Consider the following 14,914-nt stretch of genomic DNA (forward strand, 5'->3'; position numbering starts at 1 on the left):
TTGAGTTAAGCAGCGGATTGGGCGTGCTGCAAGCGCCGTAGTTTCATGGTCCTCCTTTTGATTTTCTCACGTTCCAGCAGAATGGTCTGGCCGCGGCCCGTATAGACATCTGCCGGAGTGAGATTGTTCAGGCTCTCGTGATAGCGCTGGTGGTTGTAGTAGCCAACGAACGCGTCGATCTGCGCTTCGAGGTCTCCCGGCAGGAAGTAGTTTTCCAGCAGGATGCGGTTTTTCAGGGTCTGATGCCAGCGCTCGATCTTGCCCTGGGTCTGGGGATGATACGGCGCGCCGCGCGTATGCTTCATTCCCTTGTCGGCAAGATACTCAGCCAGATCGCCAGAGATGTAGGAAGGTCCGTTGTCTGAGAGTAGTCTTGGGCGATGGATCACGTTTACTTCATCGAGTCCGGAAGCCTCAAGCGCCAGGTTCAGCGTATCCTGCACATCGCTCGTCGCCATGCCGGTACAGAGCTTCCAGGCAATGATGTAGCGGGAGAAGTCGTCAAGCACGGTGGAGAGATAGAACCATCCCCAGCCGATCACTTTCAGATAGGTGAAGTCGGTCTGCCAGAGCTGGTTCGGCCCGGTGGTCTTCTCCCTGAACTCATCAGCCGCTTTCATCACGATGAAAGCCGGGCTCGTGATCAGGTTGTGCGCCCTCAAAAGCCTGTAAACACTGGCCTCGGAGACGAAGTAGTGCTTCTCATCGGTGAACGTCACCGCCAATTCCCGGGGAGATAGTTCCGGTTGATCCAGGGCCATTTCCAGTACCTGCTGACGCACCTCGTTCGGGATGCGGTTCCAGACCCGGCCGGAGCCGCTGCGCCGATCCTCAAGCCCGGCTTCACCGAACCGCCGGTAAAGGTCATACCAGCGATAGAAGGTCGGACGTGACACGCCGATCTGTTCCAGTGTCTTCTTCACCGGCTGGTGTGATTGTTCGACCAGCCGGATGATCTCCAGCTTCTCAGAGGCAGGGTATCTCATTCGGTATCCTCCCCATCCCCGATCACGCTTTTTTTCAGAATGCGGTTTTCCAGCGTCAGGTCGGCCACGACTTCCTTCAGATCCCGCATCTCGCGCTTCAAGCCGCTCACCTCACCGGACGTCGCCTGGCGCTCGGTATCGCCGGAGAGCCGCCTCTTTCCCGCTTCGAGGAATTCCTTCGACCAGGTGTAATAAAGGCCCTGGGCGATCCCCTCACGCCGACACAGTTCGGCAATCGAATATTCTCCGCGCAGGCCTTCCAGAACAATGCGGATCTTCTCTTCGGCAGAGAATTTGCGCCGGGTCTTACGGCGTATCTCTTTCACATGTTTTTCGGCCGATCCTTCCGGCCCGGATTTCTGTCTCATCTTCGCTCCCTTGGCGGGCTACGATGTGCCAGAAATCCTCCTTAAGCAATTTGGCCGATCTGTCTCATGGTCGCTGACGGGGAACAGTCGCAATCACGGAAACGGTTGCGCATCGGCTCGAATTCTTAGGTGTCGACAAGAAAAAAATCCTGGTTCTCGATAGTGGGGTCAATCAGCGCGCGTTCGCCCCCCCTTCGACTCGTTCGGACTCATTTCGCGAGTATCTTCTCAGCGGGGGGCGAAGCTCAGTTGCAGTTTACACGGGAGGTCTTCAGAGAGAGCGTGGTATTCAATCTATCCTGGAGGCCGCTGAGAGAATGCCTGCCACTCAATTTGGGTTGGCTGGTGGGACTCGTGCTGATATCGACTCCTGGGTCAACTTGGCGAACGCACGACACATCAATAACATCACATTTTTCGGTTACCTTCCACAGGATGAGGCGATCGCTCTACAGCGTGCAGCTGATGTACTATTGATGACGAGGGCGCCTGGACATCGTGCAAGTATATCATCGCCTTTGAAATTCTTTGAGTACCTGGCCAGTGGCGTGCCCGTAGTGGCCGCGGAAACTCCAGTGCTGGAAAGGTTCAAGCAGAGTGAGTTGGGGGTCGTTTGGTACAAACCAGACGAGTATGGCGATTTTCTGAATGCGTTGAGTTCGGCATTGGACCGAAACGCTGAGATCAGAGCCAAGTCCCAGCACAATATCAGCCTGGCAACGAACTACTCTTGGGAAGTCAGGCAGAAATCCATTTTCAAGGCATTTGAGCTTGATCAATTCTTTTAGTGCGGCTGGAGGCTTGCGAATATGAGTGCTTACACTGACCGTATACACAAGAATTACTCGGCGCGCACTGTTGAGGACCCTCGTCGTGCTGCCTACGACATTGTTTTTGTCGTGAATGCAAATAGCAAGGGCTGGATTCTGGACAAGATATGCCGCGTGATTGCCAAATACAGTGGATTGCATTGCTATATTCTGTACTCAGAAAGAAATAACACTCTGACCATGCCTCCTCCGAAAGCTCGGGGATATTTCTTTTCGCATTTCTCACTGATGTTCTTTGCAATGCAAAATCACCCCGAACTGTTCTCGGGTGGGTTGTTCGTTTGGTTCACCCATTTCGATTCCAACAAGGGGATTTCTCTGAGTGAACTGACTTTTGCTCTCAATCGGATTGATCACGCATTCACCACCAATTCGTCGCTTGAGCGTGCTCTGAAGTCTTTTGGTGTCGATCCTGAGCGTGTCAGCACGGTTCTGGGCGCTGCAGACCCTGATCTGTTCTTGCCACACGAGAGGCGTGGAAAAACAGTCGGGTTCGTAAGTGCGTTTTACAGTAGAAAGCAGCCCGATCTAATGCTCTCGGTGATAGAGCGAATGTCCGACGTAAAGTTCATTCTTGTGGCGCCGGGACCGAACGATGTCGAGAATCAGGGGTTGCTTTGGACAAATTGGTCTGGATTTGATCGACTTTGCGCACTCCCCAATTTCGAGTACATAGAAGCTCCGTACGAAGAATATCCGGTGCACTATGCGAAAATGGACGTATACGTATCCCTATCGGAACTCGAAGGCGGCCCAATTCCAGTTGTTGAGGCCATGATGTGCAACGTGATTCCCGTGGCAACTCGAACCGGATTTGCGGATGACATCCTGGTTGGCCCCTTGGCTGAATTCAGGGTGGAGATGAGCGCTACTCAGGGCGATGTCGAGCGAATCGTGCGGAGGGCGCTGAAGGATCGAAAGACAAATGTGCGAGAAATTGCGTTGGATCTGACCTGGGAAGCACTGGCTTTGGAAATACTGGATCATGTGCGTCCTGCGCTCGCTCTGAGCGAGCAATGCCCAAGCTTGACTGAAAATAGACTGGTTCAGTTCGGGCTGGGGAAAGAGGGGCGCTCCGCTCTTTCGGGTAGGTGGAGTAAGGCAGAGGATTCCTTCGTTGTTGCCGGAACCGGTGAGGCACGCCTGAATTTCTCGTTGCCCCATGAGATGAACGGACTGTATCGGTTGGATTTGGCGATCGAGAACAGCCTCAGTTACTCGCGGCAGTTGTCGTTGCATGTGGCCGGCGTTGAAGTTGCGGCAACTTCAATTCGGCGTGTTGGCCCACAGGAGGTTAGTATGTTCTTCTCTGTGAATGCGCTTGATCAGACAGATCCGCAGCGTGAGCTAATGATAAATTTTCAAGCAATGAAGTCTCCAGACATTGATGACAATATCGATATTCTGCGTCTGGAGACTTTGAGGTGCAGTCCGGTATCCAAAGGTTTGGTTGAGGACAAGGTCAGTTTCACGACTGCTGATGGTAACCAACATTTGCTGTACGACAGTTGGCACAAATGTGAACGTGCTGGCGTTTGGAGTGATGGACCAGTTGGACAAGTCTGTTTTGTTTTAAGCGGCGTTCAGTATGCACGTTCCATTGAGTTGATCCTGCACGCCAGAGTTCTGGGCGCGGCGCTCAATAATGGCCAGCGTTTGGATGTATCAGCGAGTGTTGGTGAAGAGTCGCGCGCGATTGTGTGTGAGGTCGACTCTGACGCCATGAATGTGTTCAAGGTCGGCCCATTTTCAGTCAATGAAGGTGAGGAGCCGCTGGTCCTAATTGCGTTCCGACGGCAAATATCCCCAAGTCCAAAAGACATGGATGGATCGTCGACGGATGATCGAAGTCTGGGGGTGTTCTTGAGCGAGATTCATGTCTCCGAGTCGGGGCAATGATTTGATCCCGGTGCGCTTATGGCGTTTTCGGTTTTTCGTTACGAAATAATCAAGATGCTGTGCCGGGCACTGAACTTTGGCCTCACCCGTGATTTGCCCTGTTGAGGTAGTCCGCAAGAATGTTTGGTCCGGCAGTTTCCACGTAGCAGCGTTCATGCCGCTACCGAGATACCGCCGGGCTAATAAATTGGGCGGCTCATCTCTGAGGGGCAGACCAGTTGCGCGGCTCTCCACCTTGTTTGTGATCTTGCTGTTCTTGGGAATGACTCTGGCGTGTTGCGGTTTGCAAACAACCGCAGCAAGAGTAAAATTTGTCCACCTACCCAGCATCAGCGCCGGATAAGGCCTTCTGCTGCTGGAATTTGCGCCGTCCAGCATTGTATGGAGCTGCATTTGTCATGTGTGGTGAATTTGAGCGCTGATCTCCGACCAGATAGCGGATGCGATAGGAATTCTGACCGGATGGATGAAGGAGTCCGTTGATGTATCGATCACGCGGAATTTTTCCCATACTTGCAAGGCGATCGAGAACGGCATGGACCTTCGGTCCAAGACCCAGCATCAAGGCCTTGTCGAGCAGCTGCATCTCGGGAACGAAATTCTCGAGGATCTGAGCCTGCAGAATGGGGTGGCGCATCATATCCGGCGAGCCATTATATCCGGTCGTGCCGACGAAGACGGGATTGCGCAGCAGGGATGTGTAGTGCACAAGGTTGCTTGCGTCGCCGAAGAGGCTGGCGCTGTCTGGGAGGCCGAGCCAGTCATGAACGCCCCAATGATTTAGCTGGGCGATCAGATTCGACCGCATCGGCTCGCCACTGAAGGAGGCAAACGCCTTTGCCTCCGCCATGGCCTCAGCGTCGGATTTTCCGGAAGCTTTGACCGCGCGGATCGCTTGTAGTGCATTCGCCATTTGGGTCGGGCCGGGCGTGATACCAACCAGGATCAGCCGCGCATTGTGATTGATATGTTCAAACGGCGCGTAGAACACTGACAATTTTGCATCTGCAGCAATTTGTAAGCGTGCATCTCTGACGCGAGGGGTGTCGGGGCTCATGAGAGCAGAGCGAAATCGGTCGAGATCGGGAAAAGAATGTGAAGGCATAGTATACTCAAATAATTGTGGTTGTTGTGTTGAGCAGGTTAATGTTTGTGCGCGACAGTCACGATCGTGCCGTCACCGGCAAGGATGAGATAGAGATCGCGTAGCTTTCCGGATTTGTTCGGCATCCATGGCCCGAAATGTTTCTTAACGCGCTTCCAATCCCGCTCTGAAAAATAGAGCCGTTCTGTTCCGTCAAAGCTCGATTCGCTGGACCCGAATTTGACGAGAAGCTCCAGTGCTACGTCGGGCACGCCTCTTTGTGACTGGCGTATCTTTGCGTGCCGGGATACCCGGCAGGACGAAAGAATATCGGTGCGCGTCATTACACATCCTCCGTCTCTGGGTTCGGAAATTGAAGGCTCTCAAGGGCAACCCGACGCCAGCTATGTCCGGTGACAATGCCCCAGTTCCCGCTATCGGCATTCGGCCGGCGCCAGCGCGGTGTATCCATCCGTGCCAGGAGGTCCAATGCAGCGCGGTAGTCTGAGATTCTCTGTTCAGCGCCTTTTGTACCGATCGTATATCCGGCGTCGCTTTCGCCTTTACCCTTGCGCCAGCAGACGTCAGGAAGGAATTCTGACCCGTCATTGGCAACCGGCACAAAGACGTAATCGGCGAGCGCGACTTCAGGCGTGTCTGAACCATAGGGAACATCTTCGCCCCAGTCAGGTTTCAGAGGTTGCAATTTCTCCACGGCTTGCCAGAGAGAGGGCTTGTAGTCCCTTGCTTCCAGCCAGGGGCGGGCATTCTCGGCTGCGATCTTGCCCTTCTTTCCAACCAGCGGAGCTTCATCGGTTTTGGCATAGATCGCATTTTGCAGCCGCTTCATCGACACGCCGGAGAGGGCGGCGAGTTCAGCGACACTGAGTGGCTCGCCTTTGTCATAAGCAAGCCGAGCCCTGGCGGCGGTTCTTACCCGCGCGCAGTTTTCAAACAACCCATGTTTGAGCCTGCTTGCAGGTAAGAGCCGCTCGACCTCGTCGATTTTGGCGCAAGCAGATTCAACCCATTTTGCGACGTCGTGTTGGGCGGCATAGCGGCTTTGAAGTTCGGCCGCTACAGGGGCGGTCGCATCAAGTGAAAGATTGGATCTCCAGCCAGGAAGAATTCCGTAATAGGCAAAGGCGTGGAGATCGTGCAGATGATCAAACAAGTAGGGGCCATCGAAGATCGAATACGACATCGCCTCTTCCAGCTCCGCGCGCCAGTCGGCGGAGATATGGACCTTGGAAAGCATTGACCAGTCCCATTCGATGAGATCGCTATAACTCATGATTTTGGTCAGTGCCGCCATGCTGATATTGGCATGATGGCGCGTGGTCATGTGTTCAATGAGCTCGCCAATCAGGGCGAGGATCGACTTTCCGTCATCGTGTTCCTCCCACTCATAGGCGCCTTCAAACTCAGAGATTCGATCAAAAAATTCGTCTGCCAAAGTGTGCATATCTGTAATCCTTGGGTATCTAAGTAATTTTGATTGCCCAATAGATAGTACAAATATAGTAAATGGTCAACAAAGAAATCCAATTTGCCCTAGAAATTTTGCCGCACGAAATCGTTTGATGATTTGAGGTATCGCCCTCGTAACGCCTCCCGTGCTTTTCCGGAGCCAGCCATCGCTGGGGCACGGCCATGGCGGGCGTCGGGCCGGGCCAAGGCCGAAGTGGGCGCAGCCCGTGCCTTGGGGCGGGGCGGCGGCTGACATAGTGACCCGCCAGGCGATGGCGGCAGACGGGAAGGGGCATCGCGGCCCCGATGCTTTTCTGGTGGAGCCGGAGCAGCTTCAGGGCCGCTCAGTTGTAGTTGCGATTGCCCCAGAGGTCGTCCGGACAGGAAAGTCCCCAGAGGCGGGCCTTGGACCGGCGGGCATTTGCTTCTTCATCGGCATAGGTGCGCTGGCTGTATCGTGGCCAGTCGCGAGCCCAGCCGCTGGCCACCATGATTTCACCAAGGTCCTTGCCGCGTACATAACAAGTGGCAACGAGGCGGTCGCCATTCTTGCCCGTTACATCGCACGTCACGGTCTGCCGCTGAATATAGTCGGAAAGATACAGCGAGGCCTTCTGATAGACGTTGGTTTTGCCGCAACGCCGCCCGCGTTCCGGCGCATCGAACCCGCTGAGGCGAATGCGCCGGTCACGGATATCAATTGTGTCGCCGTCCACCACCGAGGCGACCCCGGAAAGGCGTAAGCCTGATGTGGCAATGGTGACAGACGAGCTTCTGGGCGTCCAATAGATGCCAAGTCCCAAGGCGAACGAGATCAGGAGAATTGACAGGGCGGGGAGCAGGCCGCGAAAGCGCAATTGTCGTACCTTCTTCCCGGGCGGCGGCGGACTTCGCCGATTGCGCTTGTGGTCCCGCGGATCAAATCGGATGACATTTCGATTCACAGCGCGGCCCCCTGTTTCATGAGTTCCAGAATAAAAGCGTTTGCCCATTCGCTCAACCAATCAGCGAAACCGGATTTGTAGAACTGAAATTGAGCAGTTTTTGTTGGGCTGACATGTGTCGGCCTGTTGCAGGCTTGGGAACAGTTCCTACGGCCTGTCGACGCCGCTTCAGCGCCGAAGTCCTGCGCACCGACCGCCATTGGCTTGTATCTCATCTTCTGCAATAGTCAGGAGTGGGTGGCCACGGGGTGAAGCCCATCAGGGCTGAGGGACTTGAAATACCTCATGCGCGAAAGCGCATTCCCATTTGTCTGGCAATGCCATACGGATCAATCAAAAGTATTTCTGCACATTACCTGAACAGCATACGGAATTAGTGCAATCCTGGTATAATAAGGCCCTGGTATAATAAGGCCTGCGGTCCCGATTTGGAGGGCTTGTTCCCATTATCCACAGCAACAATGACAAGAGCTGGTTTTTTGTCAGCAGTAGTTAAAGGCATGAAATCGGGCGTGAAGTCGTTTGAAAACGGACATGGTACGCCATCCTAATTTTGGGTCGCTCAGCCACACGCTCACTGCCATTGACGCGCTCGCGACGAGGACGATCAGAATTGCCTGCCTTGTGATTGCGGAGCCACGGATGGGCTGCTCAGCCCTGCAAAAATTTGATAGCGAGACCCTGCGGTTCTGGACCGTGCTCTGTGTATGCATCTGGCGTGGTCATGGCGCTGACCTGCTCACGGCCGAAATTGCCGGGTAATGCGATAATTCGGGCGCCAGCCTGAAAGGTAGCATCCCGGCCGCACCTTGCAAAAGGATCCGGCTAGCTGGCTGATTCTGAATTAGGCCGACTGGGAAAATGTTGGCGCAGGGTGTCTGTCAGGCTCCCTGTTCAGGGGAGGGATGAAGGGGGTTCCGGTGACCCTCAATGCAGCTGGTCGTTGTCATAATGCAGTCAAGGTCTGCAAAAGGTTTCGCTGTCCGTAGCCGGGCAATCTGCTGACAGGCTGGACGTCGCCGCGGAAGGGGTGCCGTCATAATTTTGAAAGATTTTGGTTGTCGATCACGCGCTTCGCGCTAGGGTAGACGCAGTGACGCGGGGGCGGATGGCGCAAATATGAGTATCGGGAAACGGTCGATCGGAAGTGCCGCATTTTCGGCAAGCCGCGTGCCGTATGAAAACGGTCTTTACGTCGTCGGCCCGTTTGCCAGTCGGGTCAGCTTCGGATCCCAGCAAAGGCGCGCACTGAATCTCGTCTGGTCCGTCAATGAAGACTATCAGCGCTCCGGCAGGGCCCATGGGCTCGAGGGCATGGACGTGGCCGTGATTGGCGCCGGTCTTGCCGGCCTTACGACCGCCATCTCCTGTGCAGCGCATAAGGCCCATGTCTGGATCCTGGAGAAGGAAGGCGAAGAACTCAGCCAGTTCTCGGACGCCTCGCACCGGGACATTCATCCATCGATCAATTTCTGGCCGCAGGAAGCGCTGGAAGCCACGACTTTTCTTCCCTTTTTCAATTGGTGGCAGGCACCCTGCAATACGGTGGTCGGCGAGATCAGGAGTGAATGGCACAAACTGAGCGAACATTTCGCAAGCGAAATAAAGGGCGTCTTCACCCAATGCGAAGTCGCCCGGATTCATGATCGCGGAGACAAGTGGGAAACGGAGCTGGTGCCGGACAGCAAGTCGCCGCCGCAACAGCGCCTGTTTGATTGTGTTTTTGTTGCAACCGGATTTGGCAAGGAGTTGAGCGCGGAGGGTTCCGGAACCAAGAGCTACTGGAATTTGAAGGATGATGTGATTGCGCCGATCCGCAAGCTCGATTCGCCGCCATTCAAGAACTATGTTGTCGGGGGTACCGGGGATGGCGGCATCATCGAGGTTCTGAGGCTTCTGTTCCGGAACTTCAGGGCGGGCAGCGTCGAGGCGAACACCGGTCCCATTCTCAACAGCAAGGATGTCGAGGCTGAAATACTGAGGATTGAGAGTACCGCCCGAAAGCAGGTGGCGGACGCCATTCTGCATGAGAATTTTCCACACGATACCAATGACTGTGCGAACCAGATTTCAAAAAAGATCTGGGGGGAATATGTCGCTCTGGCACAGAGCGACCGGCTCGGTAAAATCAGTATCAACAAGATCCTGAAGACGCGGACCGAAGTCGGGAAGGTCACCTTGCTGGGCCTGAAAGACACGCCCATCGAGTACCATGTCTCACCCTATCACAAGCTGTTGCTGGCCATTGCCGTGGTGAATGGTTTTGTCGAGTACCACAAGTATGACGGTGAGCCGACGATCCGGAATGGACCGGTTCGGACCTTTGAGTTCGAGGGTGAGGACCCGTCCATCGTCCAGGCGAAGCATCTGAGCCTGAATGTCATTCACTCGATTTCAGCGAAGGCTCCGCTCGACCCCGCGCCGCCTGCCAAAAACTCGCTGAAACTCAGAGATTGCCTCTATGTCAGCCGGCACGGTTATGACTCTCCGATTGGCGAGCTGTTTGCGGACCGGTCCACCTGGCGCGATCTGATCCTCAGGCGGCAGGCGCTTTACGCAGACTATGATTATCTCTCCTTCGCGCAGGCCAATTTCTATGCAGAGGCATGCGGGTATCCCTCGCCGGCGAAGCCGACGCTCTGGTCCGACTGGCATATCGACATGGCACGGACCTATTTTAGCCAGGAACATGGCGTGGATGTATCGAACGGCTTCCATGAAGACCGGATCACAACCGAATATGGCGAAGAGAGTGTGAGAAAAGTGGCGATTTACCAGTTGATGATCGATGGCGAGAATTATGACGGAGAAAAATTCCGGCGCACACGCAAGAATCTGCCTAAAAGTTTTGTCGGAACTGCTGTGCGCGGCGAGCCTCTAAAGGTTCCCTCGCAAACAAGCCGGGAGGGCCATTCTGGCCGTTAGTTCGATGAATGATACCGAAGTCGATGATGTATTTCTCCACCCAGCAGGGATCGTAAAGGGCTCCAGCGAAGGGGATTTCGAAGGCCGGGCCGGTCTGCTTGTGTTTGACGTCAGTGTTCACGATCTGGTGCTCGTGACAGCGGCGCAGATCGGCCATACGCAGGGCGAACTGCGCGCCGGGGGCAGGATCATTGCCGCCAGATCGCCCAACCGGTTTCCGGAAGAGATGCACGGCGAGGTGCGAGCCGCAACGGAGATGCTTGCAATCCTTCCGGTCAGGAGTGGTATCAAGCTCGCCGGCCACCAACCATGGCGCCCGGCGACCCATATGGGAGACTCCGGTGCGTTTCTGCCAGCCCGGTATCTGGGCGACCACGTCGAGGTGCATGTCGGGATCGATGAGGCGCGGCAGGCAACCCTGTCCTCGACCCATGCCAGGTTCAGAATGCCATGTCCGTACACCGGAGAGATGACGCTCTTTGTTGACGCGCTGGAACTCACCGCGATCGACGGGGAGGCGGTCACCCGTAAAGGTGAATCCGGCGCATTGGTCACCACGCGAAACGGTGTTCCGATCGGCATCGTGGTCTGCGGGATCGGGTCCCTCAGTTTTGCTGCGCCGCTCTGGCCCGTGCTGCGGGACCGGTTACCGGAATGGGAGCTGCTAGGGTCGGGGCGGATCGATGTATTTAATCAGCGCGCGGAGGAAGAACGAATCGTGCCCGAGGCGATCTCCTCCGGAAGGCCCGCGGCTGGTTTGAAGCAGGACCTGGAGAAGATGGAGAAGCTGGTCCGGTCAGGTGATACGGACGCAATCCGGGAGCGCGCCTCAGAAATATCCACGGCGTATTTCGGGGTCTGACGCATGGATGAACCGGCCCGACCTGATGACCGCCTCGAAGCCGCCCAGCGACTTGAAATGGATATTCAGGAAGCCGTCGACCTGCGTTACATGCTCTACCTGCGCCAACATGACCGGGTGTTCACCGGGGGCATGGGCACCGGGACCAAGCAGGCGCCTGAGGAAACAAGGCGGGGCCGGATCATCTACGCGCTCGATTCCAATTTGCTTTACGAATATTTCAGCGTCCTGCGGTCCCGCCGGCAGTCCGTGCAGGACCGACCATCCTTCCGGATTTTCACTGGCCCGAAAGATACAGCGCATGACAGCGATACGGAGGCCGAGTTCGGCGCGGTTGTGAAGCAATATGTCCTGTCCAAGCTGTCACCGGACCGGCCCCTTCTTCTGTTGCCTGGTCATGCCGAGGAAGCAAAAGGCGTATTCGACAATGTCTCGCGCGGCTTTGATGCCCAGGGAAACCGCAGCCGGACAGCCCGGAAAGTGATCGAGTCCTATCTGGCCGCGCTGTCAAAGGCCTCCGGGCCTGAGGAACGCCTCGCTGTAGCGAGCAAGTGGCGCGACCGGATCAGAGGTGTGCTCTACAGTCTGAATGATCCGCATGACAAGTTTTTGGAGTTCAGTCGGCTTCTGGCTCACAAGCGTCTTCTGGGGCTGACCGTTGCTGCCGCCCTGCCTGAATTCTCCGAATTTACCCGGGCGAGCTCCGGAGAACACATTTTCTTGTGCAACGACGTCATTGAAACGGACTGGGAAGGATCGGCGGACTGGTGGGAAGGAAAACTGAATTCCTTTCTTCCCAGGAGATATCTCGACCAGGACAAGCGGGCCCTTTCGGCGCTTGACCGGATCAACAGGCTGCTTCGGCCACATGATACCAAGATCGTTCTGCTGACCAAGAATACGCAAATCATCGATGCCGGACGGCGTTACCGGCCATATAAATATGCGCGCAGCGACGTGCGCGAACTGACATTTTCCGACCTCTATCTTCGGAATCCCAAATACCTGCTCTCGGAACCGGATCTCATCCTGGACTCGGATGCAGATGGCAAGTCGGATCTGACAGGGTCAGGCGCGGCGCCCACGGACTGGCTCGATACATTTCTCGCCCACTCCACAGGCAATGGTCATACTGACGTCGTGTCCTTCCGCCGTGCAATCGACCGGCATTCCGGGGAGGATGGAGGATTTGGGGCGCTCGCCCTGAAACTGGTTTCAGGAAAGCCGCGTCTTCACACTGAACTCATGGCTGCATGGATTGCCTTTCTCGAGCAGGTCAATCTCTCGCACGGAACCTCGAGCCGGCTTGCCGTCGATCGCATGATCGAACGGTTTGGCGATCTTGAGGCTTCTCAGGAGGAACTGCTCGATGAGCTGGATGAACACATCCATCTGCGGACAGAAGAAAGCTGGAATAATTTTTTCCTCCTTGCGGTCCAGTCCGGATTTCAGCTGGTCGATCTGGCTGCGGATACAGCCTCCGCGCCCCGCCGGGCGGTTCCTCCGATCGTGTTTCGCGGCATGGGAAATGCGCCAGCCTATATAGAGCTTCTGTCCGAAGAGCAGGGGATTGTTCGCAACCGCGAGAAAATCCTGGAATTTCTGGCGGAGCTCTCGCGCTCGACGGAGGGAAACGATCCCACCGTGTATATTCGGGCCATGTGCTATGCGCTTCTCTTCGCACATGCCGACCGTTGGCCTGTCGCTACCCTCGTGGCGCTGCGCGCCGCGAAGATTGCGCGCAATCTGGAACGCCGCTCCAGCGGGACAGGTTTCTTCGATCCGACCTTCGGGCGCGTGACCGGGCGGGAGGCATATTATCTTGCAGCCGTTGGATCGCGTCTGACTTCTAACAATGCCGCCGATCTCGAGGCTGCGCGAAGGAACCTGCAAAGGGCGGTCGAGGCGCAGACACTTGAAATGCAGGATGGGGACGGCGATCCGAATTCGGCCCATGTGCCGCTGACAGGATTGCGTTTCGCCTCCGAGAGCGTCGCCATTGAAGTGTCCGAGATGCTGTACACGCATCTGGCGACAGCGCGTCATTATGGCAAGAAGAACAAGAAAAAGGAGATCAGCTTCGTCAGCAGCTGCAGGCGATTGCTCGTCGCGATCAGCAAGGCCCTTGATGAGAGCGAGGCGTGCCAAGACGAGTTTGTCAGAGCTGCAACACGCATAGCGTTGCGCGGCAATTATTTTACAGTTCTCATGCTCCTGGAACTGACGGGTCCGCTACCGCAGGCGGATCTCAGGCCTGTGCCGAGGATGATTGCAACTCAAGTTAAGGACTTTCAGCGTGTCTACCCGGCAGGCCAGGGCCGTTTGCGCCTTTCTGTCATTGACACCTATCTGTTCTCCTATGGCGCTTCGCTGGTTGGCGAGCTTAACGAAGCCCTGCCGGGCCTTTCAGCCATGCTGAAAAGGGTCTCCCAATTGGATAAGGACCGCGATCGATTGATCATGATGCCATATGACCGGCTGCGCTTTTCCACCATCCTGGACTTCGTGGAACGTCACGAAAAGACCCGACCGATGGGCTAGCAATAGATGCCGTACGCGTGACCAACGCCGCGCATCAGTCGTCGTTGCAAGCCGCGCACCGGCCGGTAAGCAAACCACCCTGTCAGGTCAAAATCCGCTTCACGATATGGTCTTCCAGTGACGACCGATTGGCGAGCGTCAGCAGCTCATGATCTATGCGCCAGTCCAGAAGCAGCTTGTGTACCTTGGTATCAGCGAGGGCACGGAAGCCCGCATCCCTGTCGCGCCCCTGACCAAGGGGAATGGTCGGCGGGGTGGGAAGCGGCTCTCGCGATTTCGCTACTTCCCTCGTTTCCTGTCTCGCTCGATTCCGTCCCAATACTTCAGCTAGTTCGATCACATCTTGTAACTGCGGCTGATGTAAAGGCTGTTCGATCATAACCCGGAGAATCCTCTGAGCGGTTAACTTTTCAGTTTGCAACTTGCTGGCTTCGTAGGCGTGAACTTCATAGTCGGAATGAACGGAACGCTAAACTAGATGATTTGACACTGAGCCTCTGCGCTCGTCACGCCGGAGGCTTGAATGAAACATGCTGAATCGCGACCCTCGGCGTTTTCGATAGTGAATTGATTGCAGCGTGCATCAGAATCTTGTCAACTTCATTTGCTGACCCGGTGTTCACTATTGAAAATCCAGCCACGGAAAAAATCTGTGAAATGACGGTATGTTTATTCACAGATTTCTGCAAGAGACTGTTTTTAAATAGTTATTTATGCTTTTTCATCATTGAGTGGGAATGATTTCATTTCCCTCGTTGCGTTTCGAAAGCTTCCAGAGGTGCCGTCAGATCAGGCAACGGACTCTGACCGTCCCATCCGTAGCGCTGTCCGGCCTCGTTGTGAGGGGAGGCAACCGCCTTGGCAACCGGGCATTCCCGACCCTTTCGCCATACGGCCAGGTGCGGGCAGACGCACCCTGTTCAGAAACGCAAGACTGTGCCCCTATACCCTCAAAAAGGACCCCGGCAGGATGTCACCAGGTCTCGCAAGCCTGATCAGGAGCAA

General features: G+C 55.6%; 11 protein-coding genes. 5 read left to right on the forward strand and 6 right to left on the reverse strand.

Annotated features, from left to right (window positions below; genetic code table 11):
* Positions 1–5: 5 nt before the first annotated feature.
* A protein-coding gene (locus HF955_RS14770) for an IS3 family transposase (RefSeq protein ID WP_095380815.1) occupies positions 6–1,354 on the reverse strand; the annotation gives its coding sequence in 2 pieces (ribosomal slippage) (positions 6–1,021 and positions 1,021–1,354; 1,350 coding nt in all).
* A gap of 149 nt (positions 1,355–1,503) precedes the next feature.
* Between HF955_RS14770 and HF955_RS14775 the strand changes: the two genes are divergently transcribed.
* Together HF955_RS14775 and HF955_RS14780 are read left to right on the forward strand one after the other, a co-directional pair.
* Entirely contained in the window at positions 1,504–2,142 is a 639-nt protein-coding gene (locus HF955_RS14775; protein WP_291079311.1) for a glycosyltransferase, read from the forward strand.
* A 21-nt stretch (positions 2,143–2,163) separates the two neighbouring features.
* Entirely contained in the window at positions 2,164–4,083 is a 1,920-nt protein-coding gene (locus tag HF955_RS14780) for a glycosyltransferase (RefSeq protein ID WP_291076133.1), read from the forward strand.
* A 319-nt stretch (positions 4,084–4,402) separates the two neighbouring features.
* On the opposite strand, the gene HF955_RS14785 is transcribed toward HF955_RS14780, so the two are convergent.
* The 4 genes from HF955_RS14785 to HF955_RS14800 form a co-directional block, all read right to left on the reverse strand.
* Entirely contained in the window at positions 4,403–5,140 is a 738-nt protein-coding gene (locus HF955_RS14785; protein WP_291076135.1) for a hypothetical protein, read from the reverse strand.
* Positions 5,141–5,226: 86 nt separating this feature from the next.
* Positions 5,227–5,439, reverse strand: coding sequence for a hypothetical protein (locus tag HF955_RS14790; RefSeq protein WP_291076137.1), 213 nt, complete (start codon positions 5,437–5,439; stop codon positions 5,227–5,229).
* Between the two features lie 71 nt (positions 5,440–5,510).
* Positions 5,511–6,623: a hypothetical protein gene (locus tag HF955_RS14795; RefSeq protein ID WP_291076139.1), complete on the reverse strand. Its 1,113-nt coding sequence runs from the start codon at positions 6,621–6,623 to the stop codon at positions 5,511–5,513.
* Positions 6,624–6,981: 358 nt separating this feature from the next.
* On the reverse strand, positions 6,982–7,494 hold the full coding sequence (locus HF955_RS14800) for a thermonuclease family protein (RefSeq protein ID WP_291076141.1): 513 nt from the start codon (positions 7,492–7,494) through the stop codon (positions 6,982–6,984).
* A gap of 1,206 nt (positions 7,495–8,700) precedes the next feature.
* On the opposite strand from HF955_RS14800, the gene HF955_RS14805 reads away from it, so the two are divergent.
* The 3 genes from HF955_RS14805 to HF955_RS14815 are packed head-to-tail and all read left to right on the forward strand — an operon-like array spanning position 8,701 to position 13,909.
* Complete coding sequence (locus HF955_RS14805; RefSeq protein ID WP_291076143.1) at positions 8,701–10,506, forward strand: FAD-binding protein; 1,806 nt, start codon at positions 8,701–8,703, stop codon at positions 10,504–10,506.
* Positions 10,507–10,510: 4 nt separating this feature from the next.
* Positions 10,511–11,368: a hypothetical protein gene (locus tag HF955_RS14810; RefSeq protein WP_291076145.1), complete on the forward strand. Its 858-nt coding sequence runs from the start codon at positions 10,511–10,513 to the stop codon at positions 11,366–11,368.
* Between the two features lie 3 nt (positions 11,369–11,371).
* Positions 11,372–13,909, forward strand: a complete 2,538-nt coding sequence (locus HF955_RS14815; RefSeq protein ID WP_291076146.1) for a hypothetical protein — start codon at positions 11,372–11,374, stop codon at positions 13,907–13,909.
* An 82-nt stretch (positions 13,910–13,991) separates the two neighbouring features.
* Here HF955_RS14815 and HF955_RS14820 read toward each other — a convergent pair whose 3' ends face one another.
* Positions 13,992–14,288 carry a hypothetical protein gene (locus HF955_RS14820; protein WP_291076148.1) on the reverse strand — a complete coding sequence of 99 codons (297 nt, stop codon included), beginning with the start codon at positions 14,286–14,288 and terminating at the stop codon, positions 13,992–13,994.
* Positions 14,289–14,914: the final 626 nt, after the last annotated feature.

This window comes from Hyphomonas sp. (genome assembly GCF_017792385.1).
Classification (GTDB): Bacteria; Pseudomonadota; Alphaproteobacteria; order Caulobacterales; family Hyphomonadaceae; genus Hyphomonas.

What these genes read in the sequence shown, in the direction of transcription:
- HF955_RS14780 (WP_291076133.1), top strand. Translation starts at nt 2,164, where the DNA reads ATGAGTGCTTACACTGACCGTATACACAAGAATTACTCGGCGCGCACT.
- HF955_RS14785 (WP_291076135.1), bottom strand. Translation starts at nt 5,140, where the DNA reads ATGAGCCCCGACACCCCTCGCGTCAGAGATGCACGCTTACAAATTGCT.
- HF955_RS14805 (WP_291076143.1), top strand. Translation starts at nt 8,701, where the DNA reads ATGAGTATCGGGAAACGGTCGATCGGAAGTGCCGCATTTTCGGCAAGC.
- HF955_RS14810 (WP_291076145.1), top strand. Translation starts at nt 10,511, where the DNA reads ATGAATGATACCGAAGTCGATGATGTATTTCTCCACCCAGCAGGGATC.
- HF955_RS14815 (WP_291076146.1), top strand. Translation starts at nt 11,372, where the DNA reads ATGGATGAACCGGCCCGACCTGATGACCGCCTCGAAGCCGCCCAGCGA.
- HF955_RS14820 (WP_291076148.1), bottom strand. Translation starts at nt 14,288, where the DNA reads ATGATCGAACAGCCTTTACATCAGCCGCAGTTACAAGATGTGATCGAA.